This is a genomic window from Helcococcus ovis, from assembly GCF_004524775.2.
Classification (GTDB): domain Bacteria; phylum Bacillota; class Clostridia; order Tissierellales; family Peptoniphilaceae; genus Helcococcus; species Helcococcus ovis.
This window is the reverse complement of sequence record NZ_CP119081.1, coordinates 1,200,139-1,226,828: the sequence shown is the minus strand read 5'-3', so window position 1 is coordinate 1,226,828 and position 26,690 is coordinate 1,200,139. Positions and strand designations below refer to the sequence as shown.

Genomic DNA, 26,690 nt, shown 5'->3' with positions numbered 1-26,690 from the left:
TAGATAGGAGAGATAGATGTTTAAAAGATTTTTAGCTATGTTAGTTTGTATTTGTGTTATAGGGATGGCAATTGCATTGTCGATAAAAGCAGGAATAGGATTAGGACCGTATGATGCATTGTCTACGACATTATCTAATATTTCACTCATAAAAGTCGGCACTATAACTATTATTATAAACGGCATGTGTATTTTATTACAGATATTGCTTTTAGGGAAAAAGTTTAATAAATTACAGTATTTACAATTAGTTGTAATATTTGTATTGGGATATGTAATTAATATTTTTTATTATAATGTATTTACTTTTGAAGTAACATCATATTTTAATAGAGTATTATTATTTGTTTTAGCTACGGCTATATGCGGATTTGCGGTAGGAGCTATTATGAACATAAATGTAGTTTATACAGCTCTTGAAGGATTTTTAGATGCTTTAGCATTAAGAACCCATGGAGATTTTCTCAAGTATAGATGGGCATTTGACGTTTTTGCGGTTGTGATGTGCTTGCTGTTGTCATTTATATTTAATTCTCAATATATAATAAGGGAAGGAACCATTATTGCGTTGGTGATTTTTTCTCCAATATTGGGAGTTTCTATGAAGTTTCAATATCCCTATTTCAAAAAATGGGGCTTATTACCTGAAAATAAAAAAGATATGTTAGATGAATTGGAAGAAAAAACAATTTAGATTGAGGAAATATGGAAAGATTTAAGAAGTTTGATTTAATATTAAATGTACAAATAGCAATCGCCTTCAGTTTATCTATAATATTTTCTCAATTTTTTAATCTGGAAAATTCAATTACAGCAGGAGTGATAACTTTACTTTCAATTCAAATAACAAAAAAACAAACAATAGTTATTGCTATAAAAAGAGTATTTGGATTTTTTTTGATGTTGGCTTTGATATTAATATTTTTTAATTTCATAGGGTATAATTTGTATTCATTTGGGTTATTTGTATTTGTATTTGCGATACTGAATTCTTTTTTTAATATCTCTGTTGGACTTGCACCAAATGTTGTTATGGCAGGCCATTTTTATGTGAAGATGAGTACCGAATTTAATTTCATAATTAATGAATTAGCTATCTATTTAATTGGTTTAACAATGGCGATTGCTGTAAACTTAATAATTCCAATAACTAAAAAAGATAGTAATACTGATAGAAATAAATTAGATAATCATGTCAAAAAGTTACTGCTTTATATATCTGATTTATTAAAACAGTCATATATGATAAATAGTAAAGTTATTGATCGAGAAATATATCAAATGTATATAGATAAAGAAATTAAAATTATAAATGAATTTATAAACGATTTAGAAATTAAAACTATTAGAAATTTTGAAAATACGCTATTTAACAATGATGTTTATGATATAGAATATTTACAGATGAGAAAAAAACAGATAAATATTTTGACTAAAATATATTTTGAGTCAAAAAGATTAGATTCAAATTTTGAACAAACACATGTAATTTCAGAGTTTATTTTAGAAATTATTGATGATTTTGATGAGCAAAATACTGTTGTTGGATTGATTACTAAAGCTAAATTGTTAATTAGTGAATTTAAGAGTAATGATTTGCCTAAAACAAGAAATGAATTTGAAAATAGGGCAATTTTATATGTTATAATGAAAGACTTAATAGAATTTTTGAGAGAAAAATATATTTTTAAAAATAGGAAGTTATGAAAAGAGAAATAAAAGATTTAAGAGAATTAGAAAATTTTGGAAAAAAATTAGCAAAAGAATTAAAATTTGGGGATGTCATATCCTTAAAAGGTGATTTGGGAGCAGGTAAAACTACACTGGTTCAATTTGTTGCAAAGGAATTAGGTGTTGAGGATTATGTTACATCTCCAACATTTTCTATCGTAAATATATATGAGGGACAACAAAAAATTTATCATATGGATTTATATAGATTGGAAGATCCGGAAGAATTGGAACAAATAGATTTTGAAAATTATTTCTATCCTGAGGGCATTACTTTTATTGAATGGGCGGAAAAAGGGGAATATTATCTACCTGAAGATATGATTGAAATTTCAATAGAAATAGGATTGAATAAGAGAATTATTTATATAGAAGAAAATAATATTAGAGCTAAAGAAATTGGAGAAAAATTAAATGAAGATTTTGGCGATTGATACATCAACTATGATGTCATCAATAACTATCATGGAAGATAATAGAATAATTGGAGATTTTAGTATTAGTCAAGAAGAAACTCATTCAGAAATGCTTGTACCATTAGTTAAAAGAATGCTTGAAGATTTGAAGATTAATTTATCCGAAATTGATGTTTATGCTGTTGCTAAAGGACCGGGTTCATTTACAGGATTGAGAATTGGGGTTGCTTCAATAAAAGCAATGGCTCAAGTTTTTGATAAGCCAATTATAGGAATTTCAACATTAGAAGCTATGGCATTTTCAATATTAAATGATAATAAAATATTATCTATTATAGATGCTAGAGGAAAGAGATATTTTACCGGACTTTATCAATATGTTAATGGAAAATTAGTTTGTTATTTTGAAGACATAATTCAAGAAAATAAGTTAATGCAAATTGTTGAAGAAAATGAAAAAATAACCATTGTTGGTGAAGCTATTGGAAAATTGCCGGATATACTTAAAAATAGCGAAAAGGTAGTTTTAGCACCTGCCAGTTTAAATAATGCAATAGGGAGAAATTTATGTGTAATTGCAAAGCAAAGGTTTAAATCTGGAGAAATTGAAAGTTATTTTGATATTGCACCAAATTACTTGAGAAAATCTCAAGCAGAAGTTAATTTGATTAATAAATAAGAGGAAGTTTTGAGTAATAGAGAATTTGTAGAAATAGATGAAAAATACATAGATTTTTTAGTAGAAATGGAAAAAGATTTTCAAAATCCTTGGCCATTAGAAGGGTTTTTCTTGGAAATGGAAAATGAATTTACTAAATCAATCGGGCTGTGTATTGACGGCATTTTAGTTGGATATATGTTTTATAGTGAGTATCTAGATGAAGTAAATATAAATCATTTTGTTATTGATACAAAATATAGAAAAAAAGGCTATGCCAGTGAAATAATGCAAGAGTTGTTAAAGAGAATAAATAAAAAACAATTAATTTATTTAGAAGTAAGAACTGACAATATCGCTGCTATAAATCTATATAAAAAATTTGGATTAGAAATTATTAATACCAGAAAAAATTATTACACTGATGGACAAGATGCATATATTATGCAAAGAGATAGAAAGGAAGAATTATGAGAATTATGGGAATCGAGTCATCATGCGATGAAACAAGTATTTCAATAATTGAAGATGGAAGAAAAATTTTATCAAATGTGATTTTTACTCAAATAGATACTCATAAGGTATATGGTGGAGTTGTACCGGAAATTGCATCAAGAGAGCATATTAAAGCGATTAGTTATGTTGCAAAGCAAGCTTTGGAAGAAGCAAAATTAGGATTTGAAGATATTGATTTGATTGCGGTTACAAAAGGCCCCGGTTTAGTAGGAGCATTATTGGTAGGTATTTCATATGCGAAAGGATTATCCTTAGCACTCGATAAACCTTTAATCGGTGTGAATCATATGCAAGGGCATATTTGTGCCAATTATTTAGAATTTCCTGATTTAGAGCCGCCGTTTATTTCTTTAGTTGTTTCAGGAGGGCACACTTATTTAGTAGATGTGTTATCATATACAGATTATAAAGTTATAGGAAAGACTAGAGATGATGCAGCGGGAGAGAGTTTTGACAAGGTTTCAAGAGCTTTGGGATTTGGATATCCCGGAGGACCTGCTATACAAAATGCAAGCTATAAAGGTAATAAGGATGCAATATTTTTTCCAAGAGTAATGTTAGAAAAAGATTCTTACGATTTTAGTTTTAGTGGATTAAAAACCTCTGTCTTAAATTATTTAAATCAAGAAAAAATGGCAGGAAATGATATAAATCCTTATGATGTTGCAGCAAGTTTTCAAAAAGCTGTTAATGATGTTTTAGTTGAAAAATCGCTAAGACTTTTAAGAGAAACTCGAAGAGATAAATTTGTGTTATCAGGTGGGGTTGCGGCAAATAAAGACTTAAGAGAAAATTTAAAATCACAACTATCTGAAATGAATGTTAAATTATATTATCCATCATTAAAATTATGTACTGATAATGCGGCAATGATTGCATCTGCGGGATATTATAATTATCTAAAATATGGTGCTGATAATTTAAGAGTTAATGTAATTCCGAATTTAGGTTTAGAAAAGGAGAACAATGACTAATTTACTTAAAAATTTAAACGATAGACAAAAAGAAGCTGTTCTTACAACTAATGGACCTATTTTGATAGTTGCCGGAGCCGGTTCAGGAAAGACTACCGTTCTTACCAGAAAAATAGCATATTTAATAGAAGAAAAAAATATTAGTGAATTTAATATTTTAGCATTCACATTTACAAATAAAGCTGCTAATGAAATGAAAGAAAGAATTGGAAAAGAGTTGAGCAAGGACATTAGCCATATGTGGATTGGTACATTTCATAGCATTTGTTCGAGAATTTTAAGAAGAAATATTGATAAAATAGGCTACAAAAGTAATTTTAGCATTTATGATACCTCAGAAACAAAAGCTTTAATTAAAGAAATAATGAAGGAATTAAATATTGATGAAAAATATAATCCGATAAATTCAATTATTTCGGCTATTTCAGATTATAAAAATAAATTTAAAACGCCGGAAGAAGTCATTGATAAAGCAATATACGAAAGACAGCGTAATATTGGAGAAATTTATAAGATTTATGAAAGAAGAAAAAAATCAAATAATGCTTTGGATTTTGATGACTTAATTCTAAAAACTGTCAGTTTACTAAAAAAAGATCAAGAAACAAGAGATTATTATGCTGAAAAATTTAAGTATGTATTTGTAGATGAATATCAAGACACAAATAAATCTCAGTATGAACTGATTAAATTATTTGCCGGAAAGTATCAAAATATTTGCGTTGTAGGCGATAGTGACCAATCCATTTATTCATGGAGAGGGGCAGATATTACAAATATTCTTAATTTTGAAAAAGATTTTAAAAATGCTTCGGTTATATTATTGGAGCAAAATTACAGATCTACAAAAAATATTTTGAATACGGCTAATGATTTAATTAAAAATAATACTGAGAGAAAAGAGAAAATATTATGGTCTGAAAATCATGATGGGCACAGCATAGTATATAGAAATTCTTCATCCGAATATGATGAAGCGGATGATATTGTAATGAAAATACATCAAATGTATAGTGCCGGATATAACTATAAAGATATGGCGATACTTTATAGAACTAACTCCCAATCTCGTGTGTTGGAAGAAAAATTGATGGCTGAACGCATACCTAATAAAGTTGTCGGTGGGCTTAAATTCTATGATAGACGTGAAGTTAAAGATATACTTTCGTATTTGGCATTTATAGCAAATCCTGATGATGACTTGTCATTTAAGAGGATAGTAAACATTCCTAAAAGAGGAATAGGAGCTACTACAATTTCTAAATTAGATATTTTTGCAAAGAAAACAAATCAAAGCATCTTTGATGCAATTTATTCTGAACAGTTAGAAAAAGAGATTTCAAAAGCATCTGTTACAAAATTGAGAAGTTTTGCTGATGAAATGTTGTCATTTATAAATCTAGTCGATGATTATTTGATAACGGATTTAGTTGAAGATGTTTATGTAAAAACCGGATATAAGAAAATGTTGGAATCTTCTATAAAAATAGAGGATAGAGCCAGAATAGAAAATATCTCTCAACTTGCAACCGCCGTTGCTGAATTTGAAAGTAAAAATCAGTCTGCTAAATTACACGATTACTTACAAAGTGTTAACTTGCTTTCAGATATTGATAAAACCAATGATGAAGACGGAGTGAGTTTAATGACCATTCATGCAGCTAAAGGGCTTGAATATGATGTAGTATTTTTAAGCGGTATGGAAGAGGGGATATTTCCAAGTTTAAGAACAGTAGAAGAAGGTGGATTAGAAGAGGAAAGAAGACTTGCCTATGTAGCAATTACCAGAGCCAAAGAACGTCTATTTATTTCATCAGCCTCAACAAGAATGGTATTTGGCAGATCTCAATATTCTAAAAAATCCAGATTTATTGATGAAATAAAATCTCATTTAGACGAAGAAACCCCAAAATCTTTTGATGATCAACCAAAAGGCTTTAATTATGCTAACTTTTATGGAACATTTGAAGAAAAAAGAGAGCGAATTAAACGAGAAGTTTTGGACAAAAAACAACAATTTGATGATTCATTAAATATGAATTTTAATATTGGAGATAAAGTATCTCATAAAAAATTTGGAAATGGAATGGTTATATCTGTGACTCCAAAACATGATGGCGACGAACTTTTAGTAAGCTTTGATAATAACGGACTAAAAAGATTAAATGCTAAATTAGCGAGATTAAAAAAAATATAAAACAAAATTACAAAAATATATTGCTTTACGTAATTCCTTTTGAATTTTTAGAAGAAAGAATTAGCTATATATTTTGTATTATATTTTTCTCTAATTTTATTTTGTAAATGCCCTATAAAAAGATAGAAACGTAGAAAAGTTGGGATTTAATTTAAATAATGAAGTAATAGGTGGTTTTAAGGAAATAAGAAAGTGGTAAAAAGCTGAGGTGAAATTTTGTTGGAAAATTGAAGTATAGCCCTAGCAAATTTCGGATATGGAAAAAAGGAGGGGCCAAATTTTGTTGGAAAATTGAAGTATAGCCCTAGCAAATTTCGGATATTGAAAAAAGCAGGGGTCGAATTTTGTTGGAAAATTGAAGAATAGCCCTAGCAAATTTCGGATATTGAAAAAAGAAGGGGTCGAATTTTGTTGGAAAATTGAAGAATAGCCCTAGCAAATTTCGGATATTGAAAAAAGCAGGGGTCGAATTTTGTTGGAAAATTGAAGAATAGCCCTAGCAAATTTCGGATATTGAAAAAAGAAGGGGTCGAATTTTGTTGGAAAATTGAAGAATAGCCCTAGCAAATTTCGGATATGGAAAAAAGGATGGGCCGAATTTTGTTGGAAAATTGAAGTATAGCCCTAGCAAATTTCGGATATGGAAAAAAGCAGGGGGCACAATGAAAAAATGTAGATAAAAATAGCCCTAGCTAATTTTGAATATAAAAAAAGCTAGGGCGAATTATTGTTTTTTATACTTTTTATGGCCTATCTAACTTTGGATATAGAAAAAAGCTAGTACTAATTTCAATTAAAATGCTACCTTTAGTAATTCTCTTTTTTATAAAAAATTTACCAATTTTAATTTGTGCCGATTGACATTGTTTCAGGAAGTGTTGCACCTCCATCAATTACAATTTGTTCTCCGGTTATATATGAGGCCTCGTCACTACCTAAGAATGCAAATAATTCACCAACTTCTGTAGGTCTAGCTAAACGTTTCATTGGTACGCCTACTGCTATATCATTAATTGCTGCTTCTGGATTTTCAGGATTTGATTCAACAGCCATTTTTTCAACCATGGGAGTTCTTGCATAACCCAATTGTGAGCAGTTAACTCTTATATTTCTGTTTGCATATTCTATCGCTAAACATTTTGTTAATCCAACTAATGCTGATTTTGTCATGGCATACGCTGCTTCACCTGCGTCTGCAACGATATCTCCTGTTACAGAGGAGGCTATAACTATTGCCCCTTTTCCTTGTTTTAACATATATGGAATAACTGCTTGGCATGTGTTCCATACACCTTTAATATTTACATCGATATGAAAATCTCTCATTTCGTCAGTAAATTCTTCAAATGGAGCTAATCTACATACTCCTGCATTACAGCATGCTATATCCAATTTTCCAAATTTTTCAACCCCATTTTTAGCTGCTTCAATCATTTGAGCTTTATCAGCAACGTTTCCTATATATGTAACTATTTCTGTATTGTATGTTTCTCTGATTTTTTCGGCTGTTTCTTCGACAATCGGATCTAAGTCAACCATTATTAATTTTGCACCATATTTCGCATATACCTGTGCAATTCCTTCACCTAAACCTAATGCAGCACCGGTTATTAGTGCAACCTTACCTTCTAATTTTTTCATTAAAATCCCCCCTCAAATTTTTATATTTAGTGTAAGTAGGAACATTCACGTATATTATAGTACTTAAAACATTATTTGTAAACGTTTATTCAAGTTAGTAAGAATAATTTTAATACAAGTTTTAAAAATTAATTTATGAGATTATTGTTGGTCGCAATGACTATCATTTTATATTCCTTATAATTTAGCATTTTTTTAGATTTTATAAATAATAATTTTCAATGGGAATAAAATATATGGGTTTAGTACTTTATTATAAAAATTTAGAAAACGTTGACATGATATTTATATTATTTTATTATAGTATAAATAAATCATTATAATTAAAAATTAATATGTAATATTTTAGGGGAGAGCGAATATGAAAAAACATAAGCTTATTTTATTTATATTTTTGTCCTTAATATTTGTATCATGTGGTAATAATGATGTTAAAGAAATAAATACTAAAAATATAAAAGATACAGAGATAAAAAAAATAGAAAAAAAATCATTATTTGCTGAAGGAACTCTTAAAGATAAACAGTATTCTAATATAGTTGCCATGATAGATTATATGGATGATAATTCATATAAATTAAAAATTAGAATTGAACAAAAAGATGATATAACTTTTAATACGGAAAATCAAAATGTATATGCAGATATAAATATATCCAGCGATAGTTTAAATAATGGAGAGATTAAATATAAAAAAAATATAGATGATAAATCTTTATTTAAGATACCTTTAGTAAATAATAGAATTCCGAGAGTAACAGAGATTTTAATTGATAAAAATTCTGATTTATTAACTAAAAAAGAACATAAAGCAATATTAGAAAAAGAAAAAGGATTATGGATTTCTATACAGATTAGAGATCCGCAAGGATTTATTTTAGAAATTTCAAATACAATATTTGGAGAAAAACAATAAGTAAGAATTTGTTGATTATATTTGCTATTGGTTAAATGTTCATAAAACACAAGTAGAGTTGGTAAATAATTAAAGTAACACATAGAGAGAATTAGAGTGTAAAAATTCTAATTCTCTTTTGTATTCATACAAGAAAAAATAAGTTTTTTACCATTTCAATCTTTGTTTCGTTTAAAGTTTTTCAAAGCTTTTTGACAATGTGAATTAATCCACCAACACTACCTATGCCCTATGGATATTTATTGTAGAATTCTATAATACAAAATAGCTTATATAATAACATAACATATAAATACAAGTAAAAATAATGTATAAAAGTTAAAATAAACCGAATAATAAAAAATAAATGGGGCAAACTAGTACCAGCCTAATTATTGACAATAAAAAAATAATAATTTAACATAGTATATATTAAATTATAAATTTTAATTAAGTATTAATTTTAGAAAATAAACTAAAAAATTATATTGAAGAAAACGGATTTATACAAAAAACACCAGTATATACAGTAACAATAACAGATTTAAGTAAAATAAAAACGATAGATGAGTTAGAAAAAGTAGAAATAGACATATATGTTGAGGTTGAAAGAAAAAATTAAAACTACAACATTTATAAAATTTTATTATGGTATTAAATGCAGTTGTTCAGGTCGACATGATTAATTGCTTAATATAAAAATATAATTGAAAGGAAATTAATATAATGGAAAATAATAAGTTTGTAGAATTAAAAGAAAATGAATTATTAGATGTAGATGGAGGAATTGGTGTAGGAGTTGTGATTGGATTTATTGTTGTTGGGTCTTTTATTTTAGGTGGAGTACGAGGTTGTGCAGCAAAAGATAGCGAAAAAGGATACAAATAAATTTAAGAAATAAATTTTAGAAGGATTTAAATAAAATGGAAAAAGAATTTATAGAATTAACTAAAGATGAAAAGCAAATTATTAATGGAGGAGGATTAGATATTAAAATTGATTTTGGAAAGATTAGTCCATGGGAGTGGGGAAATCAGTTTGGTAGAGATGTCTTTTATCCTTATATTTGGCAACCGATTAGTAGATTATGGAGAAAATAAAGAAAAGCAGTTTAATTATAATAGTTTTAGTTTTTTTTGAACAATTGACAAAAATTATTATAAATAAATTTTTTTATGATGTGAAATTTAATATATTTAATGAGAATTTAGGGTTTTATGTTTATTTAAATAAAAAATATATGTCTATGTTTAATCATGACTTAAATTTGAATTTAAGTATAGAAATTTTAATTTTGATAAATTTTATTATATTATTATTTTTAACAACATATTATATATACATACTGAAGAATAATGCGTTAAATTTCTCAATAAAATTTTGTATGATTCTTGTAATTGCAGCTACAATATGCTCTTTATTCGATAAAATATTTTGGGGTGGAAGCTTAGATTTTATTTTATTCTTTAGATATATTATTGATGTAAAGGATATATATTTATATATAGGAGGAATAATGGGAATTATTTTATTTTTGTATAGATATGAAATAAAAAAGACAAATTTAGAGGAAATAGAAAGTCTAAGTTATAAAGGATATTTTAAATTTTTGAAGAATATTTTTGTAAAAAGATAGATTAAAGAGATATATTTTGATTTAATCAATGAAGAAATTTATAAAATCACAGTCTAATTATATTAAGATAGTTGGTGATTAATAATTGCGTTATTTTATATAAGTTTGGATATATTTTAGAAAAGTTTTTGCAAATATATAAATTATAAAATAAATAATAATTTATACATAATAGCCTCATATAAAAGTGAGGCTATTATAATACAAAAAAATAGATATCATAAAATTTAAAATGGGACAAACAAGTACCATCCCAAGTATTGACAAAAGAAAAATAATCATCTATCATACAATTATAAAATAAAAAAATTATATTTATTCCATATTTAATGAATCAGAATATATGTGACAACAAATTTAAATTAAAGTAAAGACATATGATTTTAGAAAATCAAAAATTTCAGGCAACTAATGTTTTGAGTTTTAGGGCAAAAATGACAGTTGATGATTTTAATAATAAAATATTAGAATTACAAAATTACATAAAAAAAAATAACTTACAAGAGATAGGGCATAAATTTTCTACTGTATATTTATTTGATAGTTCGATTATAGATATGGAAGTATTTGTTTCGGTAGATAGAAAAATAGATGTAAGAGATAACTATAATTTTATCGAAGAGTTTACTTTAGAAAATGCACTAAAATATAAAATGGTAGGAAATCCAAATAAAAGTCAAGATGCATTTAATAAACTAAAAAATTATATTGAAGAAAATGGATTTATACAAAAAACACCAGTATATACAGTAACAATAACAGATTTTAGTAAAATAAAAACGATAGATGAGTTAGAAAAAGTAGAAATAGACATATATGTTGAGGTTGAAAAAGTATAAAACTTCAATATAAATAAAAATTTATTATGGTATTAAACTCAATAGATTAGGTCGACATAATTTATTGTTTAATATAAAATATATAAAATATAAAAAAAGGAAGGAATATTATGGAAATGAATTTGAATATGGGAGTTTTTAATGCTCTTGAAGATAATGAAATGATGGAAATAGATGGCGGTTTTTTCGGACCGGTTTTATTTACAATTTGGGGAACTAAAGTTTTAGTTGGTCATGCATTGTCAGCAGGTGTAGCGTTAGGATTTGGTGCATTAGCAACAAACTAGGAAGAGAGGTAGAGATGAATAAGAATTTTCAAGATTTAAACAACTTTGAATTAATAGAGATAGAAGGTGGATCCATATCTGGTGCTTTAGCTTTAGCTTGGGGAATTACAAAGGCTGTAGGAATTGTTGCTGGAACAGCCACAACTGTTTATGTATCTGGTAAAGCAGTGAAAAAAGTTGGTGATTGGATTTGGTCAAAAATAAATTAAAAAATAATTTACAATTACAATTCAGCATACTTGTAGAGGAAAATAAATGAAAACAGAAATACTTAGAGTTTTTAAAATTGTATTGCTATTTATTTCGTTATTTGTGATTAATATTATAGTATTTAAAATTATTTCACTTTTAGGATTTAGCGTTATTATGACAGATTTTAGTTTTTTGGTTCCTCCATTATTCGCAACAATTGTCTTGTTATTAATTAACAAATACAAAAAAAACAAGTAAGTATTTAATTTTATATTGTTTTTTAGATAGTTTATTAGTAATTCAAATGGATAATATGCTATATTTTTATGGGCAGTATAATTAGAATTATCAGCTATATCATATTTGAAGTATCACAAGAAAATTGACGCAGATATTGGTTTATAAAATATTCATATTAAGTCAACTTTTTACTAAAATATAGCCCCTACTTTGGTGAGGGCTATTTTATTTCCGGGAGATTATGAATGAAATATTACTGTATTAAACAACATGATATAACTGATTGTGGAGCAGCATGTTTGGCAACAATCAGTAAACAAAATGGATATAAAATTGGAATTACAAAAATAAGAGAAGTTGCAGGCACTGATAAACAAGGTACAAATGCATATGGAATTATAAAAGCAGCTGAACAATTAGGTTTTAGTGCTAAGGGAGTTAAAGGAAATAAAGAAGCTTTCTTTACAGAGTTTCCACTCCCATGTATTGCTCATGTAGTAGTAAATGGAAGTTTACTGCATTATGTTGTTATTCACAAAATAACAAAAAAACAAGTAATAATTGCAGACCCTGGTAGTGGTATAGTTAAACTTAGACCGGAAGAATTTTTTGGTGAGGTTTATGAAAATGGGAAACCACCTAAATATCAATGGACTGGCGTTTTAATATTACTTGTAAAAAGTGAAAATTTTAAAAAGGGAGATGAAACAAAAGGATTATTTTCGAGATTTTTTAGCTTGTTAATACCACAAAAAGCCTTAATTTTTAATATTTTTATTGCATCACTTATATATACATTTTTAGGTATATTAGGAGCTTTTTATTTTAAAGAATTGTTAGATAATGTATTACCGAATGCATTATATAAAACACTTATGACATTATCTATAGGTGTTATTTTGCTAAATATATTTAAGGTATTATTAAATACTTTTAGGACACATTTATTATTATATTTAAGTCAAAAATTAGATATAGCATTACTCTTAGGATACTACAGACATGTAATTGATTTACCTATGAACTTTTTTGGAACTAGAAAGGTAGGGGAAATTATATCCAGGTTTAATGATGCGGGAAAAGTAAGAGATGCAATATCCGGAGCTACCCTTACAATTATGATTGATACCTTGATGGCTATTGCCGGAGCTATTATATTATTTAATCAAAATTCTAAGCTATTTTTCATTACTATAATTATGATTATTTTATATGTTATTATTGTAGTTCTATTTAATAAATGGTATGAAAAATTAAACAGAAATCAGATGGAAGATAATGCACAGCTTACATCGTATATGGTAGAGTCGTTAAATGGTATTCAAACTGTAAAAGCATATAATTCTGAAAGAAAAGTTAAGCAAGAAACAGAAACTAAATTTATTAAGTTATTAAAAAGTGTATTTAACTTAAGCTGGGTAAGTAATTTTCAAACATCATTAAAAACATTTGTTGAATTAATAGGTGGAGTTGTTATTATTTGGGTTGGAGGAATTAGTGTAATTAATGGGGAAATGACAATAGGTTCATTGATTACATTTAACTCACTTTTAGTATATTTTTTAGATCCTGTGAAAAATTTAGTTAATCTACAACCACAAATGCAAACTGCTGTAGTTGCTGCTGATAGACTTGGGGAAATATTAGATTTGGAAGCTGAAAAAACAGAAAAAGAATATAAAAAGTTAAAACCTGATAGTTTATCTGGAGATATAGAAATAAAAAATGTTAATTTTAGATATGGCACAAGAAAGTTAGTATTAGAAAATATAAATATTGATATTAAAAAAGGACAAAAGATTGCATTTGTTGGAGAAAGTGGTTCAGGAAAAACTACTTTGTCTAAATTATTATTAAATTTATATGAGTCTGAATCAGGAGATATTTTAATAAATGGAAATAATATAAAGGATATACAGTTAGAAAAATTAAGAGAAAAAATAGCCTATATACCACAAGAAACATTTTTATTCAGTGGAAGTATTTTAGAAAACCTTGCATTAGGATTAGACACTTATACATTAGAAGATATATATAAGGCATCAAAAATGGCACAAGCTCATGATTTTATAAATGAGTTACCACTTAGATATGAAACTAGACTTGAAGAAAATGGCTCTAATTTATCTGGAGGACAAAGGCAAAGACTTGCAATAGCTAGAGCTATGTTAAAAAATCCTGATATATTAATTTTAGATGAGGCTACAAGTAATCTAGATTCTATTACAGAAAAAGCACTGGATAGGACAATTCATGAGTTTGCAAAAGATATTACAACAATTTTTATTGCTCATAGATTAAGCACTATAAAAGATAGTGATATGATATATGTATTTGAAAAAGGAAAAATAATTGAGAGAGGAACTCATGAAGAACTAATAAAACTTGGTGGAAAATATTCTGAATTATCTAAACAACAGTCTTTAGAGCTTGAAGGAAGAGAGGAGGATTTATAATGAAACCTATAATAATTGATATGGATAAAATGTCAGATAGTACAGAGGTTTATAATTCAAAACCAAATCCTTTTCTAATATATTTTATTTATTTCGTATTGCTTATGATTTTAATAGCATTTGGATGGATGTATTTCTTAAAAATAGATGTAGTTGTAAAGGCAAATGGAATTTTTAGAAGTAGTGTTGAGCAAACAGAGTTAAGTAGTGAAATAAGTGGAAAAGTTGTTAAAGTTGATATGTCAGAAGGAAAATATGTAAAAAAAGGAAATGTTTTAATTGCATTAGATTCATCTTCTATTGATAAAAATATTAATGATAGAAAAAGTATAGGAGATGATATCGAAAAGAGATTGGAAATATTAAAAGCCTATGAAAAATATTTAAATGGAGATATAAATTCATTAGACGAGTATAAAAATAATAAATATTATGATGAATTTATTAATAAAAAGAAGTTATTGGAACTAAGTATAAAAAATAATAAAGATAATAGTGTTGAAAATACTAAATCTCAACATAAATCTGAAGTAAATACTCTTAAAAATGAAAATGAAAAAAATAATTTTGAAATAACAAATTTAAGAAAAGTGCAGAAAAATATAGAAAATGGAGTTAATAAATTTGATAAATCGCAAATTTATTACTATAGTATTGTAAATAGGTATTTATCAAATTATAACTCAAATAAAATTAATTTTGATAATAAAATTTCTTTATTAAATGATGAAATTAAAAGTTTAGAAAATCAAAAGTTAAATTTAGAGAACAATGACAATATTTATGAGATAGATAAAAAAATAAATAGTTTAAATGAAAATATCAAAAATATAAAAAATGAAAAAGAAATTTTATTAAAAAATTTAAAAATTGAACAAATTGCAGCTATTGAAGAACAAATAAAAATTTTAGAAAATAAAAATGACTCATTAAATTCAAGAAAAATATTATTAAGTGAACAAATAAATCAGATAGATAATTCTGAAAGAAAAGATTTAAAGGAAATTAGTAAATTAAGCGAATTAAAAAATATATCACAAGAGATTTTATCATATGAAAATAAAAATAAGGAGAATAATATACAATTAGAACAATATAATAAAGAAAAAGAAAAGTATATTATAAAAGCAAAATCATCAGGATATATTTATATTAATCAAGAATTAAAAGAAGGAAGTTTTGTAACGCAAGGAGCAAATATATGTAGAATATTATCTGAAAATTCAGGGGAATTTTTTGCTGAAATTTATGTTGAAAATAAAGATATAGGTAAAATTAATAATTCACAAAACATAAAATTGGAGATTCCGTCATATCCATCACAGGAATATGGATATTTTGAGGGGGAAATAAATTATGTATCAAAAGATGTAAAATTTGATAAAAATTCTGGAAAATCTTATTATTTAATAAGAGTCAATTTTAAAAACGAAGATTTAATAAGTAAAAATATTAAACTTATAAATGGCATGTTTGTTAAATCTAACATAATTTTGGAGCAAAAAAATATTTTGTTATATATTCTTAATAAATTAAATTTTTTTGATTAATAACGATAATGATTGATGTTATAATTGAAATAAATTATTATATAATTATATAGTACTAAAGGGAGTGTTTTATGATGGAAGAACAGAATTTTAGAATATATATAAAAAATTTAAGAATGCAAAACAATCTATCAATAACCGAAGCTGCAAAGTTAGCATATATGAATAGAAAGACTTTATCTAGGCTGGAAGATGGAAATACAAAAATATCTATAGATAATTTAATTGCTTTATCAGCTGTTTATAAGAAAGACTTAATTCAAAAATATAATGATTACATGCATTATGTTGATGATGAAATTATGGAAAAAATGAATATTATTGAAAATAAATTGGTAGATATGGAATATAACGATTTATTAGATGATTTAAAAATTTTTGAAAAATTTTTAAATAAAAATTTGTATATTATTCAATATTATAATTTTATAAAAGGAGTTTATTATTTAAGATCTAAAGAAAAAAATATAGATTTAGCATATAAATTATTTTTAGAAGTATTAACCACAAGTAACAAAAATTTTAATTTAGATAATTATTTAAATTTTAAATATTCAATATTGGAATTTAGATGTCTAAAGGAGATAGCAATTTGTTTTGAAATTAAAAAAAATAAAAAAAAATATCAAGATATAATATATTTTTGTAATAAAAATGTTATACCTATTTCAAACACATATTTTTCTATAAAATTAAATTATATAATAATTCAATTAAACAAAAATAAATTCTTAGAATGTATAAATGAAATCGAAGATTGTATATGCAAGATGAACAAATATTCATACCGTGATTATTTACCTTATTTTTATTATCTGAAATATCAGGTTTATGATAAAATGAATGATAAACAAAATGCAGCTAAATCCTTAGATAATGCAATTTCAGCATGTGATTTGTTTAATAAATTAAATTTGAAAAAAATAATATTTAAGAAACATGGTATTTAATAATAAAAAAAATAAAAAGTTGTTTCAAAATCAAATAATAAGGCAAATACAAAAAGTTGGAATTAAATTTAAGATTATTTGACAAATACCCAAAGGGCAAAAGTGGTGCAGGATAATTTATCCACCAACACTATTTGTTCACTATGGGTATTTATTGTAGAATTCTATAATATAAAATAGCTTAAATATAATTAGATAAGATTTAAATACAAGTAAAAATAATATATAAAAAGCCATAATTAGCCTAATAAAAAATAAATGGGACAAACTAGTACCAGCCTAATTATTGACAATAAAAAAATAATAATTTAATATTATAGATGTAAAGTAAATAAATATTTATTATATATACTATAAATTAGTATATATTAAATTACAAATTTTAATTAAGTATTAATTTTAGAAAATAAACTAAAAAATATATTGAAGAAAATGGATTTATAAAAACACTAGCATATACAGTAGTTATAACTGATTTAATAATAAAAATAAGAAAGATTCAAGAGTTAGAAAATGTTGAGATTGACATATATGTTGAGGTTGAGAAAAATTAAGGCTTCAATATAAATAAAAATTTATTATGGTATTAATCGCAATTGATTAGGTCGACATGATTGGTTGCTTAATATAAAATATAAAATAAGGAGATAGTAATATGGAAATTACATTAAATAATCATTTTAATGATTTAAGCATACGTGAATTGGATTTAATAAATGCTGGAGGCTGGGCTGAAGCGGGATATGCTATAGGAGGAACACTATTAATTGCTGGTGCACCAATTGTTGCAACGCTACCTGGTGCAGGATGGTATGGTGCATTAGGAATGCTTGGAGAAGGAATCACATTACTTGGTAAATTGAAGAAGTAAGATAAAAAATGATTAGGAGGCTAAAATGGAACTATTATTGGAAGAGGATTTATTACTTATAGAAGGTGGTAAAAATTGGTTGTATATTATAGGTGGAACTATAACTGCTGTAGCAGGAGTAGCAGGAACCGTATTAGGACCTGAACTCGGATCAAAAGGTCTTGGAGTTGCGGGAGTAATAGGTGGTGTAACTACCGTGATTGAGGGATGGAATGCTGATTAAATATTACATAAGTTGAATAGAGGTAATTATGAAAATAAAGAATGTATATAAGACTAATGTAGTATTTGCTTGTATTTATTTTACAGTAGTTTCTTCAAGTACAGTAGGAGCTGCTTTAACTGGAAACATTAATTCTAACAATTTAGAAATAAGAACGATTTTTTGTTTTATATTTTCAGCAATCATGTTATTTATAAGTTTAGAAAATTATAAAAATCAAAGAAATATTTTAAATGAAAGCATAAATTCTATATTGCTTAAAATTGCAATTATATTATTTTATATTTATATTTTGTTTTCATGTGCATTTTATATTTATGAAACAATATCGACAACTATGGACGTCGGAGCTCGTCATATGGCTTTCGGGGCTTTAATTATGTTGCATGCTGTAAATAGTACTATAAAAAAGAATAATTAATTTTAAATATGTATGTATTAAGAACTATTATATTAATATTTTAATCATTAATTGCTGAAAAGATAAATCAAGTTTCTCTAAAAATAGATACAAATAATAAAAAGATTGATTTTCTTATGAAAGAGTATTTTCTGTTATTCAAAAATCATTAGAGCTACTTTACAAAAAAGATATTATGATTCTTTGCCCGAATATATCACAAAGGATAATAGAACTAGCCTTAGAAGAATTACAGGACAATGAAAAGATAAGCAGTGGTCGTTCAACAAAATATATAAAGATTTAAATTCCATGTAAAAAGTAAAACAGCTAAAATAATAAGCACTTAAAAATGAGTAAAAATTAATCTCAAAAATTTAAGTGCTTTTTTAATATCAATTACTTGACATTTACAGCATACATGAAAATCTTCTAAAAACGCGCTCTCATAGATTTGTCAAACACCCATAGGGTATGAGTGGTGAAGGATAATTTATCCACCAACACTACTTGTGCACTATGGGTATTTATTGTAGGACAATTAAACTTAAGGCATTTAAGAAACTAAGTGTTGTTTATATGTTAATCATAGATGTTTATTTTAATAACATCATTATATTTTCCTATTTTAAGATATGTTTGACAACTCTAAAAATATATTGTTTTCAATTGATAAGCACGTTTTATATATCAATATAATGTGCTATAATAATAGTGTTGATTAATCTAAATGGAGATATTATGAGTGATATTGAAATAAAAATTAAAAATTTAATAGAGCGTATTAAGGAGCTTAATTATCATTATTATACACTTGATGAACCTTTAATTTCTGATAAGGAATATGATAAATTGTATGATGAACTTAAGAAATTGGAAGAGGAAAGTGGGCTAGTTTTTGAAGATTCACCAACTCAGATTGTTGGGGATAAGGTGCTTGAAAAATTTGTAAAACATGAGCATTTGGGAAGATTGTATTCACTAGATAAGGCTCAATCTTTTGAAGAAATTGAAGATTGGATGAATAGAGCTGAAAAGTTGAGATTACAATATAATGCCGGGGCAAATGATATTCTTCCTGAAATTGAGTATATTGTAGAGCTAAAATTTGATGGACTTACAATAAATTTAACATATAAAGATGGAAAACTTGAAAATGCAGCAACTAGAGGAACTGGAGTAATTGGGGAGGAAATTTTACCACAAGTTTTAACTATTGATTCAATTCCTAGGACTATTGATTTTAAGGGTATTGTTGAAGTTTCGGGGGAGGGTGTTATGCCTTTATCATCTCTTGAAAAATATAATAATACGCATGAAGATAAGTTAAAAAATGCGAGAAATGCGGCAGCCGGGGCTTTGAGAAATCTTGATGCATCAGTTACACGAAGTAGACATTTAGAATGCTATTTATATAATATTGGATTTATTGACCAAGATGTAATAAATTCACAGGACGAAGTGTTTGAATTTCTTGTATATAACAAATTTAATACATTTCCATTTAGAAAAAAGGTTCATACTTTTCAAGAACTGGTTCAGGTAATTACAGAGATTGGAGAATATAGAAAGACGATTGATGTATTAACTGATGGAGTTGTTATTAAGATTAATGATTTTAGAACTAGGGATGTTTTGGGATATACAAATAAGTTTCCAAGATGGGCTATAGCATATAAGTTTGAAGCTGAACAGTATGTGACAAAAATTAAAGAAGTAATATGGAATGTAGGTCGTACAGGGAAAGTTACACCTGTCGCAATTTTAGAGCCTGTTGATATTGAGGGAGTTACTGTTTCAAGGGCAACATTGAATAATTTTGATGATATTCAGAGAAAAAAAGTAAAAATCGGGTCTGATGTATTGATTAGAAGATCTAATGATGTAATTCCGGAAATATTAACTGCAATAGATGAAGATAACAGCAATACTGTAAATATTGAAAAACCTCTATTTTGTCCGTATTGTCATTCAGAGCTGTTTTATGATAATGTGCATATTTACTGTCAAAATTCACTAAATTGTAAACCTCAGTTAAATGCCAGACTTACTCATTTTGCTTCAAGAGAAGCTATGAATATTGAGGGATTGTCTGAAAAGACCATTGATAAAATGATAGAAGTGCTTGATATTAGTGAAATTGATGAACTTTATGATATTACTAAAGAGGAATTATTTAAGCTTGAAGGATTTAAGGATAAAAAAGCTGATAATATTTTGGAGGCTATTGAAAAATCAAAAGAAGTTAAATTAAAATCTTTCATATATGCACTGGGAATTCCAAATGTAGGTGTAAAGACTGCATCAGATTTGGCAGATGAGTTTAAAACTTTAGATAAACTAAAAGAGGCTAAATTTGAAGATTTAATAAATGTTTCCGATATAGGAGAAATTACTGCAAATGCAATAGTTGAATTTTTCCATGACGAAAGGATAAAAAATGGATTAGATGATTTAATTTCAAAAGGGATTAAATTTATTGAAACAAGTGAAACAAAAACTGAGGAATTAAAGGATTTAGTAATGGTTGTAACAGGTACTATTGAGGGTTATAATCGAAAAGAAATAGAAGAAAAATTAAAATTGAAGGGTGCAAAAGTTACATCATCTGTATCAAAGAGTACAGATATTTTGCTTGCCGGAGAAAAGGCAGGTTCAAAATTAGCTAAGGCACAGCAAAATAATGTAAAAATTTATCAAGGTGAAGAATTAATAAAGTTTTTAGAAGGATTAGAATAATGAATGTAGAAAGATATTATAAAAAGGCATATTTGGATTTGCCAAGTGATGAATCTGAAAGAAAAATTGAAATCGAAAAGTTTGAAAAAGTTGTAAAAATGGCAGATAAATTATTAGATGTTGATACTTCTGAAATGCAAACATATGAAATTACATCAGAATTAATTTCTCCTCTTAGAGATGATGAAATTAAAGAATCAACTGATAGAGAGTTAATATTTGCAAATACACAACATAGAGAATATGGGTATTTTAAATTAGATAATATTATGGAAGATTAGGTGAAGCATGGATATTAAGACATTACACAAAAAATATAGAGATGGTGAATTTACAGTTGAATTATACATTTCAAGTCTTTATGATTTAATTGAAAAAAATAATTATAATACTTATCTTACATTAAATAAAGAAAAAGCGTTAGAAAAAGCAAAAAAATTAGATGAAAAGATTAAAAATAAAGCTGAAATAAGTGGATTATTTGGTGTTCCGGTAGCTGTTAAGGATAATATTCTTACTAAGGATTTGAGAACAACAGCATCTTCAAAATCATTAAAAGATTTTGTGCCATTTTTTGATGCGGTAATAATGGAAAGACTTAAAAGTACAGATGCAATTATAATTGGTAAGACAAATATGGACGAATATGCAATGGGTGGCTCATCAGAAACTTCGTATTTTGGGGCGACAATAAATCCATTTGACAACACCGTAACTCCCGGTGGTTCATCATCAGGCTCAGGTGCAGCACTTGCAGCTGAAGAAGCAGTAGTAGCTTTCGGTAGTGATACAGGAGGTTCTGTGAGAAATCCGGCTGACTTTTGTCACGTTATGGGATTTGCACCTACATACGGAGCAATTCCAAGATATGGAGTAATCTCAATGTCAAATAGTTTGGATAGAGTAGGGGTAATGGGTACTACAGTTTCAGATATTAGAGAATTATTTAATATTGCAAGAGGAAAATCAGAGCTTGATTTTACTTCGTTAGATATTGAAGAATTTAATGGAAAAGTTGAACTGAAAGATTTAAAAATAGCCGTTATAGAATTAAAGGATGAATATAATGTAAATCCACAAATTAAAGAATTATTTGATGAAACAATTGAAAAATTGAAATCCTTAGGGGCAAACATTGATATCGTGTCATTAAATTATTTGGATTTAATTAATGATGTATATACTGTAATCATGGCGATTGAAGTAGAATCAAATATTGCTAAAATAGATGGATTAAGGTATGGACAAAGCGTAGAAAAATATGATTCAACAGAAGATTTTTATGTGAAAAATAGAACAGATAATTTTGGGGAAGAAGTTAGAAGAAGGATTGCACTTGGTAATTTCTTTGCTTCAAAAGATAATGACCAAAAATACTATAAACAAGCTATGAAAATAAGAGGTGCTGTAAGAAGTCAAATTGATAAATTATTTGAAAATTACGATGCATTAATTACACCTACAACAATTGATTTACCTAAAAAAGTAGGAGAATCAAGTGCTGATTCATATGCATCATTTGATGTAGGTATGTTTAATATGCTAACAAATTTATCTGATATTCCATCAATATCCATTCCTATGAAAGAAGGAGTATTAGGTTCAATTCAAATTGCAGGTAAGAGATATGATGATATGAGACTATTAGCAATTGCTGAAGAAGTAGAAGGAGGCTTAAAGTGAAAACAATTGTAGGTTTAGAAATACATACAGAACTTTTAACAAAAACAAAAATGTTTTGTTCATGTAAAAATGAATTCGGACAAGCTCCAAATACTTTAGTCTGCCCTGTATGTCTTGGTATTGTAGGGACATTTCCACGAATTAATAAAAAAGCACTAGAATTAGCTATTAGGGCAGGTATTGCATTTGATTGTGATATCAGACAAGTAATGAAATTTGATAGAAAAAAATATTTTTATCCGGATTTAACAAAAGGATTTCAAATTACTCAACAAGATGAGCCATTTGCAGAACACGGATTTTTAGAAATTGAATCAGGTGAAGAATTAAAGAAAATTAGAATCCAAAGAATACACGTTGAAGAAGATACAGGAAAATCAACACATACAGATGATGGAAAGACTCTTTTAGACTTTAATAGAGCAGGTGTTCCACTTATAGAGATAGTTACTGAACCTGACATTTCAAGTGCTGAAGAAGCAAGAGCGTTCTTGGAAAATCTGAGACAAAGACTTAGATATATTGAAGCATCTGATGGAAAAATGGAAGAGGGTTCATTAAGATGTGATGTTAATGTAAATATTAAGGATGATGAGGGAAATAGACACGCAATAGTTGAAGTTAAAAATCTTAATTCATTCAGAGCTGTTGAAAGAGCTATTCAATATGAAGAAAAAAGACAAGCTGAAAACTTGAAAAAAGGAATTACATCTTCAAAAGAAACAAGAAGATGGGATGAAGCATCAGGTACAACAATTCTAATGAGAAAGAAAGATGAAGAAAATGATTATAGATTTACTGTTGAATCAGATATGCCAAGAGTAAGTTTATCAGATGAATTTATTAAGGAAATTAGAGATAATTTACCGGAATTACCAAGAGCAAAGAAAGAAAGATTTATTAAAGAGTATAAATTAACTGAATATGACGCTAATGTTTTATCCAAAGATAAAGAACTTTCAATGTACTTTGAAGATTTAGTTTCTGAATTTAATGAACCTACATTAGTTTCGTCATGGATATTAACTGAAATGATGAGAAGACTTAAAGAATATGAAATTGAAATCTCACAGGTGAAATTATCTAAAGAAAATTTTGCAAAATTATTAAAATTAGTGAAAGATGGCAAAGTTTCAAATAATTCAGGGAAGAAGATATTTAGAGAAATTTTTGAATCAAATGAAGATCCGCAAAAAGTTATGCTTGAATTAGGATTGGAACAAAATAACGATTCTGATTTCTTAGTAAATCTGGTAAATGAAGTACTTAATGCAAATCCTCAATCAATCGAAGATTTTAAAGCCGGTAGGGATAGAGCATTAGGATTCTTGATGGGTCAAGTTATGAAGCAATCAAAAGGCAAAGCTAATCCACAAGAAGCAAGCAAGATGATTAAAGAGGAGTTAGAAAAACGATGAGATTAATTCTTTCAAGTTCAAATAAAGATAAAATAAAAGAAATAAAAAAAATAATCGGACACAATCATGAACTTCTTTTGAAGTCAGACCTTGATTTAGAAGATTTTGATGTTGAAGAAACAGGGAAAACTTTAAGAGAAAATGCTTATATCAAAGCAAAGGCTTTATTTGATTTAACTCATGAAAATGTAATAGCTGATGATACAGGATTATTTGTAGAAGCTTTAGGTGGCAAGCCGGGAGTTTTTACAGCAAGATTTGCAGGTGAAAATGCAACTTATGATGATAATAATGAAAAAATGCTTAAAGAATTAAGTCATTTGGAAAATTTAAATGACAGAAGAGCATATTTCATGACAATCATTTGTTTAATAACAAGAGATGGAAAAGTTCACTATGTTGAGGGTAAATTAGATGGATTCATTTCTCCTGAAAAAAGAGGGGATAATAAATTTGGATATAATCCAATATTCATTGTAAAAGATTTCAATAGAACTTTAGCACAAATGAGTGATGAGGAGAGAACATCTATAAATCACAGAAGACGAGCTATTGAGAATCTTAAATTTATCCTTGAAGAATTGGAAGCATGATATGAAAGTTTTAATTGTTTCGGATACTCATTATAGAGTAGATGCGTTTATAAGTGAACTTGATAAACATAAAGATGCTGAACTAATAATTCATTTGGGTGATATGGTCGATGATGCGATATATATTAAAAATCATACAGATATACCTGTTGAAATGGTTAGAGGTAATAACGATTATAATGCAATATATGTTCCTTATCATAATTTAATAAGATTAAAAGGTCATAGAATTCTTTTAACTCATGGCCATCTTGAAAAAGTTTATTTTGGAAATACACATTTGATATATAAAGCAAAAGAATGTGAAGCGGATATAGTAATGTATGGGCATACTCATATATTTAATAATGAAGTTATAGATGGAATAACAATTATAAATCCGGGTTCAGCAGGATATGATAGAGGTGGAGAATATGAATCATATGTTGTGATGAATATTGATGAAGAAAATGTAGAATTTGAAAGAGTAAAATTATAATTATGATCCAGATTAGGCTTGACCTTTTCTGGATTTTTACATAGGAGATATTATGTCAGATATAAAAAAATATACTATAAAAAATGACAGACTAAAATTAACAGTTTTAAATATTGGAGCGAGTATTTACGAATTACAATATAAAAATGTAAATTGTGTTTTAAGCTATGAAAATATAGAGCAATATATTGAAAATCCAATATGTTTAGGAGCTATGGTTGGTAGAGTTGCAGGAAGAATTTCAAATGCAAAATTTGAACTTAATGGAAAAATATATCAATTAGACAATAATGAGAATGATTACAGCATTCATGGTGGCTATATTAATTTAACTAAAAAGTATTGGGATTTAGTAGAAATTAGCGAAAAAGATGTAAATCCATACATTATCTTAAAAACAAAACTTAATGATGGAGACTCTGGATATCCCGGAAATATTGATATAAAAGTAAAATACATTATAGTCAATGCAACACTTAGAATAGAAATATTTGCAGTATCAGATAAGGATACAATAGTAAATATCACAAATCATGCATATTTCAATTTAAATGCAGATAAAACCAAGAGTATAAAAAATCATGAATTACGAATAAATTCAGATAAATTCTTAGCTGCTGCTGATAATTGTGTACCAATTTCAATAGAAGATGCAAAAAACACAGACTTTGATTTATTAACACCAAAATCCTTAAGTATTTTAGATAATTTAACCCATGTACAAACATTGAAATTTGGTGGATATGACCATACATTTATATTAAATGGAAATCTTCCATATGTTACCTTAAAAAATAAATCTCAAAATATTTCCATGGAAGTATACACATCATATCCTTCAGTAGTAGTATATTCTGGAAATGCAATAGGAAATAACATTAATATGATTGGCTCAAAATCCTTTAATCATCAAGGAATTTGTTTCGAAGCACAATACGAACCGGATTTTATAAATAAAGACTTTTTACCAAATTACATCTTAAGAAAAGATGAAGAATTTATGAATGTGATTGAGTTTAAATTTAATTAAAAAATGCAAAACTTCTTCTTACGCCACTAGTCCTCGGATTTTATCCTGCGGAGGTGGCTACGAAGAAGTTTTTGATT

General features: G+C 26.9%; 28 protein-coding genes. 27 read left to right on the top strand and 1 reads right to left on the bottom strand.

Annotated features, from left to right (window positions below):
* The first annotated feature begins 16 nt into the window (after positions 1-16).
* Genes EQF90_RS05725 through EQF90_RS05695 form a run of 7 tightly spaced genes read left to right on the top strand, consistent with a single transcriptional unit; the run spans position 17 to position 6,492 of the window.
* Positions 17-694 (top strand): YczE/YyaS/YitT family protein, encoded by a 678-nt coding sequence (locus tag EQF90_RS05725; RefSeq protein ID WP_134711888.1) that lies wholly within the window; start codon positions 17-19, stop codon positions 692-694.
* 11 nt (positions 695-705) lie between these two features.
* On the top strand, positions 706-1,707 hold the full coding sequence (locus EQF90_RS05720) for an aromatic acid exporter family protein (RefSeq protein WP_134711887.1): 1,002 nt from the start codon (positions 706-708) through the stop codon (positions 1,705-1,707).
* Complete coding sequence (tsaE, locus tag EQF90_RS05715) at positions 1,704-2,165, top strand: tRNA (adenosine(37)-N6)-threonylcarbamoyltransferase complex ATPase subunit type 1 TsaE (RefSeq protein ID WP_134711886.1); 462 nt, start codon at positions 1,704-1,706, stop codon at positions 2,163-2,165. Before EQF90_RS05720 ends, tsaE begins: the two co-directional genes overlap by 4 nt.
* Positions 2,146-2,826: a tRNA (adenosine(37)-N6)-threonylcarbamoyltransferase complex dimerization subunit type 1 TsaB gene (gene tsaB / locus EQF90_RS05710; RefSeq protein ID WP_134711885.1), complete on the top strand. Its 681-nt coding sequence runs from the start codon at positions 2,146-2,148 to the stop codon at positions 2,824-2,826. The genes tsaE and tsaB overlap by 20 nt, the downstream gene beginning before the upstream one ends.
* 9 nt (positions 2,827-2,835) lie before the next feature.
* Positions 2,836-3,279, top strand: a complete 444-nt coding sequence (gene rimI / locus EQF90_RS05705) for a ribosomal protein S18-alanine N-acetyltransferase (protein WP_134711884.1) — start codon at positions 2,836-2,838, stop codon at positions 3,277-3,279.
* Positions 3,276-4,295, top strand: coding sequence for a tRNA (adenosine(37)-N6)-threonylcarbamoyltransferase complex transferase subunit TsaD (tsaD, locus tag EQF90_RS05700; RefSeq protein ID WP_134711883.1), 1,020 nt, complete (start codon positions 3,276-3,278; stop codon positions 4,293-4,295). The genes rimI and tsaD overlap by 4 nt, the downstream gene beginning before the upstream one ends.
* Positions 4,288-6,492, top strand: a complete 2,205-nt coding sequence (locus EQF90_RS05695; RefSeq protein ID WP_134711882.1) for an ATP-dependent helicase — start codon at positions 4,288-4,290, stop codon at positions 6,490-6,492. The genes tsaD and EQF90_RS05695 overlap by 8 nt, the downstream gene beginning before the upstream one ends.
* 843 nt (positions 6,493-7,335) lie before the next feature.
* Here the strand turns inward: EQF90_RS05695 and ucpA are convergent.
* Entirely contained in the window at positions 7,336-8,133 is a 798-nt protein-coding gene (gene ucpA / locus EQF90_RS05690; RefSeq protein WP_134711881.1) for an SDR family oxidoreductase UcpA, read from the bottom strand.
* Positions 8,134-8,494: 361 nt separating this feature from the next.
* On the opposite strand from ucpA, the gene EQF90_RS05685 reads away from it, so the two are divergent.
* The 20 genes from EQF90_RS05685 (at position 8,495) to EQF90_RS05590 (ending at position 26,613) form a co-directional block, all read left to right on the top strand.
* Positions 8,495-9,049, top strand: coding sequence for a hypothetical protein (locus tag EQF90_RS05685; protein WP_134711880.1), 555 nt, complete (start codon positions 8,495-8,497; stop codon positions 9,047-9,049).
* Between the two features lie 705 nt (positions 9,050-9,754).
* Positions 9,755-9,916, top strand: a complete 162-nt coding sequence (locus tag EQF90_RS05680) for a class IIb bacteriocin, lactobin A/cerein 7B family (protein WP_134711879.1) — start codon at positions 9,755-9,757, stop codon at positions 9,914-9,916.
* Positions 9,917-9,951: 35 nt separating this feature from the next.
* A complete protein-coding gene (locus EQF90_RS05675; RefSeq protein ID WP_167604110.1) occupies positions 9,952-10,128 on the top strand; it encodes a hypothetical protein in 177 nt (58 codons plus the stop codon).
* Positions 10,116-10,664: a signal peptidase II gene (locus EQF90_RS05670; protein ID WP_134711878.1), complete on the top strand. Its 549-nt coding sequence runs from the start codon at positions 10,116-10,118 to the stop codon at positions 10,662-10,664. Before EQF90_RS05675 ends, EQF90_RS05670 begins: the two co-directional genes overlap by 13 nt.
* A 377-nt stretch (positions 10,665-11,041) precedes the next feature.
* Entirely contained in the window at positions 11,042-11,503 is a 462-nt protein-coding gene (locus EQF90_RS05665) for a hypothetical protein (RefSeq protein WP_134711877.1), read from the top strand.
* A gap of 110 nt (positions 11,504-11,613) precedes the next feature.
* Entirely contained in the window at positions 11,614-11,790 is a 177-nt protein-coding gene (locus tag EQF90_RS05660) for a class IIb bacteriocin, lactobin A/cerein 7B family (protein ID WP_134711876.1), read from the top strand.
* Between the two features lie 14 nt (positions 11,791-11,804).
* On the top strand, positions 11,805-11,999 hold the full coding sequence (locus EQF90_RS05655) for a hypothetical protein (RefSeq protein WP_134711875.1): 195 nt from the start codon (positions 11,805-11,807) through the stop codon (positions 11,997-11,999).
* A 468-nt stretch (positions 12,000-12,467) separates the two neighbouring features.
* Entirely contained in the window at positions 12,468-14,678 is a 2,211-nt protein-coding gene (locus EQF90_RS05650) for a peptidase domain-containing ABC transporter (RefSeq protein ID WP_134711873.1), read from the top strand.
* A complete protein-coding gene (locus tag EQF90_RS05645; protein WP_134711872.1) occupies positions 14,678-16,228 on the top strand; it encodes an efflux RND transporter periplasmic adaptor subunit in 1,551 nt (516 codons plus the stop codon). Before EQF90_RS05650 ends, EQF90_RS05645 begins: the two co-directional genes overlap by 1 nt.
* Positions 16,229-16,299: 71 nt before the next feature.
* Positions 16,300-17,178 carry a helix-turn-helix domain-containing protein gene (locus EQF90_RS05640; protein ID WP_134711871.1) on the top strand — a complete coding sequence of 293 codons (879 nt, stop codon included), beginning with the start codon at positions 16,300-16,302 and terminating at the stop codon, positions 17,176-17,178.
* Positions 17,179-17,833: 655 nt separating this feature from the next.
* Complete coding sequence (locus tag EQF90_RS05635; RefSeq protein ID WP_134711870.1) at positions 17,834-18,049, top strand: hypothetical protein; 216 nt, start codon at positions 17,834-17,836, stop codon at positions 18,047-18,049.
* 25 nt (positions 18,050-18,074) lie between these two features.
* Complete coding sequence (locus EQF90_RS05630) at positions 18,075-18,272, top strand: hypothetical protein (protein ID WP_134711869.1); 198 nt, start codon at positions 18,075-18,077, stop codon at positions 18,270-18,272.
* Positions 18,273-18,300: 28 nt separating this feature from the next.
* Positions 18,301-18,693: a hypothetical protein gene (locus tag EQF90_RS05625; RefSeq protein ID WP_134711868.1), complete on the top strand. Its 393-nt coding sequence runs from the start codon at positions 18,301-18,303 to the stop codon at positions 18,691-18,693.
* Positions 18,694-19,413: 720 nt separating this feature from the next.
* Positions 19,414-21,411 carry an NAD-dependent DNA ligase LigA gene (gene ligA, locus EQF90_RS05620; protein WP_134711867.1) on the top strand — a complete coding sequence of 666 codons (1,998 nt, stop codon included), beginning with the start codon at positions 19,414-19,416 and terminating at the stop codon, positions 21,409-21,411.
* Positions 21,411-21,692: an Asp-tRNA(Asn)/Glu-tRNA(Gln) amidotransferase subunit GatC gene (locus EQF90_RS05615; RefSeq protein ID WP_134711866.1), complete on the top strand. Its 282-nt coding sequence runs from the start codon at positions 21,411-21,413 to the stop codon at positions 21,690-21,692. The genes ligA and EQF90_RS05615 overlap by 1 nt, the downstream gene beginning before the upstream one ends.
* 7 nt (positions 21,693-21,699) lie before the next feature.
* Positions 21,700-23,094 (top strand): amidase family protein, encoded by a 1,395-nt coding sequence (locus tag EQF90_RS05610; protein WP_134711865.1) that lies wholly within the window; start codon positions 21,700-21,702, stop codon positions 23,092-23,094.
* Positions 23,091-24,512, top strand: coding sequence for an Asp-tRNA(Asn)/Glu-tRNA(Gln) amidotransferase subunit GatB (gene gatB / locus EQF90_RS05605; RefSeq protein ID WP_134711864.1), 1,422 nt, complete (start codon positions 23,091-23,093; stop codon positions 24,510-24,512). Before EQF90_RS05610 ends, gatB begins: the two co-directional genes overlap by 4 nt.
* Positions 24,509-25,105, top strand: coding sequence for an RdgB/HAM1 family non-canonical purine NTP pyrophosphatase (gene rdgB, locus EQF90_RS05600; RefSeq protein ID WP_134711863.1), 597 nt, complete (start codon positions 24,509-24,511; stop codon positions 25,103-25,105). The genes gatB and rdgB overlap by 4 nt, the downstream gene beginning before the upstream one ends.
* A 1-nt stretch (position 25,106) precedes the next feature.
* Entirely contained in the window at positions 25,107-25,583 is a 477-nt protein-coding gene (locus tag EQF90_RS05595) for a metallophosphoesterase family protein (RefSeq protein ID WP_134711862.1), read from the top strand.
* A gap of 52 nt (positions 25,584-25,635) precedes the next feature.
* The gene (locus EQF90_RS05590) at positions 25,636-26,613 is read left to right on the top strand and encodes an aldose epimerase family protein (protein WP_134711861.1); all 978 of its coding nucleotides are present in this window, start codon (positions 25,636-25,638) and stop codon (positions 26,611-26,613) included.
* Positions 26,614-26,690: the final 77 nt, after the last annotated feature.

Bases quoted from the DNA above. Each gene is read 5' to 3' on its own strand.
- tsaD (WP_134711883.1), top strand. From the start codon at position 3,276: ATGAGAATTATGGGAATCGAGTCATCATGCGATGAAACAAGTATTTCA.
- tsaE (WP_134711886.1), top strand. From the start codon at position 1,704: ATGAAAAGAGAAATAAAAGATTTAAGAGAATTAGAAAATTTTGGAAAA.
- EQF90_RS05695 (WP_134711882.1), top strand. From the start codon at position 4,288: ATGACTAATTTACTTAAAAATTTAAACGATAGACAAAAAGAAGCTGTT.
- EQF90_RS05725 (WP_134711888.1), top strand. From the start codon at position 17: ATGTTTAAAAGATTTTTAGCTATGTTAGTTTGTATTTGTGTTATAGGG.
- EQF90_RS05645 (WP_134711872.1), top strand. From the start codon at position 14,678: ATGAAACCTATAATAATTGATATGGATAAAATGTCAGATAGTACAGAG.
- EQF90_RS05635 (WP_134711870.1), top strand. From the start codon at position 17,834: ATGGAAATTACATTAAATAATCATTTTAATGATTTAAGCATACGTGAA.
- tsaB (WP_134711885.1), top strand. From the start codon at position 2,146: ATGAAGATTTTGGCGATTGATACATCAACTATGATGTCATCAATAACT.
- EQF90_RS05630 (WP_134711869.1), top strand. From the start codon at position 18,075: ATGGAACTATTATTGGAAGAGGATTTATTACTTATAGAAGGTGGTAAA.
- EQF90_RS05685 (WP_134711880.1), top strand. From the start codon at position 8,495: ATGAAAAAACATAAGCTTATTTTATTTATATTTTTGTCCTTAATATTT.
- ucpA (WP_134711881.1), bottom strand. From the start codon at position 8,133: ATGAAAAAATTAGAAGGTAAGGTTGCACTAATAACCGGTGCTGCATTA.
- EQF90_RS05655 (WP_134711875.1), top strand. From the start codon at position 11,805: ATGAATAAGAATTTTCAAGATTTAAACAACTTTGAATTAATAGAGATA.
- EQF90_RS05590 (WP_134711861.1), top strand. From the start codon at position 25,636: ATGTCAGATATAAAAAAATATACTATAAAAAATGACAGACTAAAATTA.
- rdgB (WP_134711863.1), top strand. From the start codon at position 24,509: ATGAGATTAATTCTTTCAAGTTCAAATAAAGATAAAATAAAAGAAATA.
- EQF90_RS05670 (WP_134711878.1), top strand. From the start codon at position 10,116: ATGGAGAAAATAAAGAAAAGCAGTTTAATTATAATAGTTTTAGTTTTT.
- EQF90_RS05660 (WP_134711876.1), top strand. From the start codon at position 11,614: ATGGAAATGAATTTGAATATGGGAGTTTTTAATGCTCTTGAAGATAAT.
- EQF90_RS05640 (WP_134711871.1), top strand. From the start codon at position 16,300: ATGATGGAAGAACAGAATTTTAGAATATATATAAAAAATTTAAGAATG.
- EQF90_RS05720 (WP_134711887.1), top strand. From the start codon at position 706: ATGGAAAGATTTAAGAAGTTTGATTTAATATTAAATGTACAAATAGCA.
- EQF90_RS05615 (WP_134711866.1), top strand. From the start codon at position 21,411: ATGAATGTAGAAAGATATTATAAAAAGGCATATTTGGATTTGCCAAGT.
- EQF90_RS05595 (WP_134711862.1), top strand. From the start codon at position 25,107: ATGAAAGTTTTAATTGTTTCGGATACTCATTATAGAGTAGATGCGTTT.
- ligA (WP_134711867.1), top strand. From the start codon at position 19,414: ATGAGTGATATTGAAATAAAAATTAAAAATTTAATAGAGCGTATTAAG.
- EQF90_RS05625 (WP_134711868.1), top strand. From the start codon at position 18,301: ATGAAAATAAAGAATGTATATAAGACTAATGTAGTATTTGCTTGTATT.
- EQF90_RS05610 (WP_134711865.1), top strand. From the start codon at position 21,700: ATGGATATTAAGACATTACACAAAAAATATAGAGATGGTGAATTTACA.
- EQF90_RS05680 (WP_134711879.1), top strand. From the start codon at position 9,755: ATGGAAAATAATAAGTTTGTAGAATTAAAAGAAAATGAATTATTAGAT.
- EQF90_RS05675 (WP_167604110.1), top strand. From the start codon at position 9,952: ATGGAAAAAGAATTTATAGAATTAACTAAAGATGAAAAGCAAATTATT.
- EQF90_RS05665 (WP_134711877.1), top strand. From the start codon at position 11,042: ATGATTTTAGAAAATCAAAAATTTCAGGCAACTAATGTTTTGAGTTTT.
- EQF90_RS05650 (WP_134711873.1), top strand. From the start codon at position 12,468: ATGAAATATTACTGTATTAAACAACATGATATAACTGATTGTGGAGCA.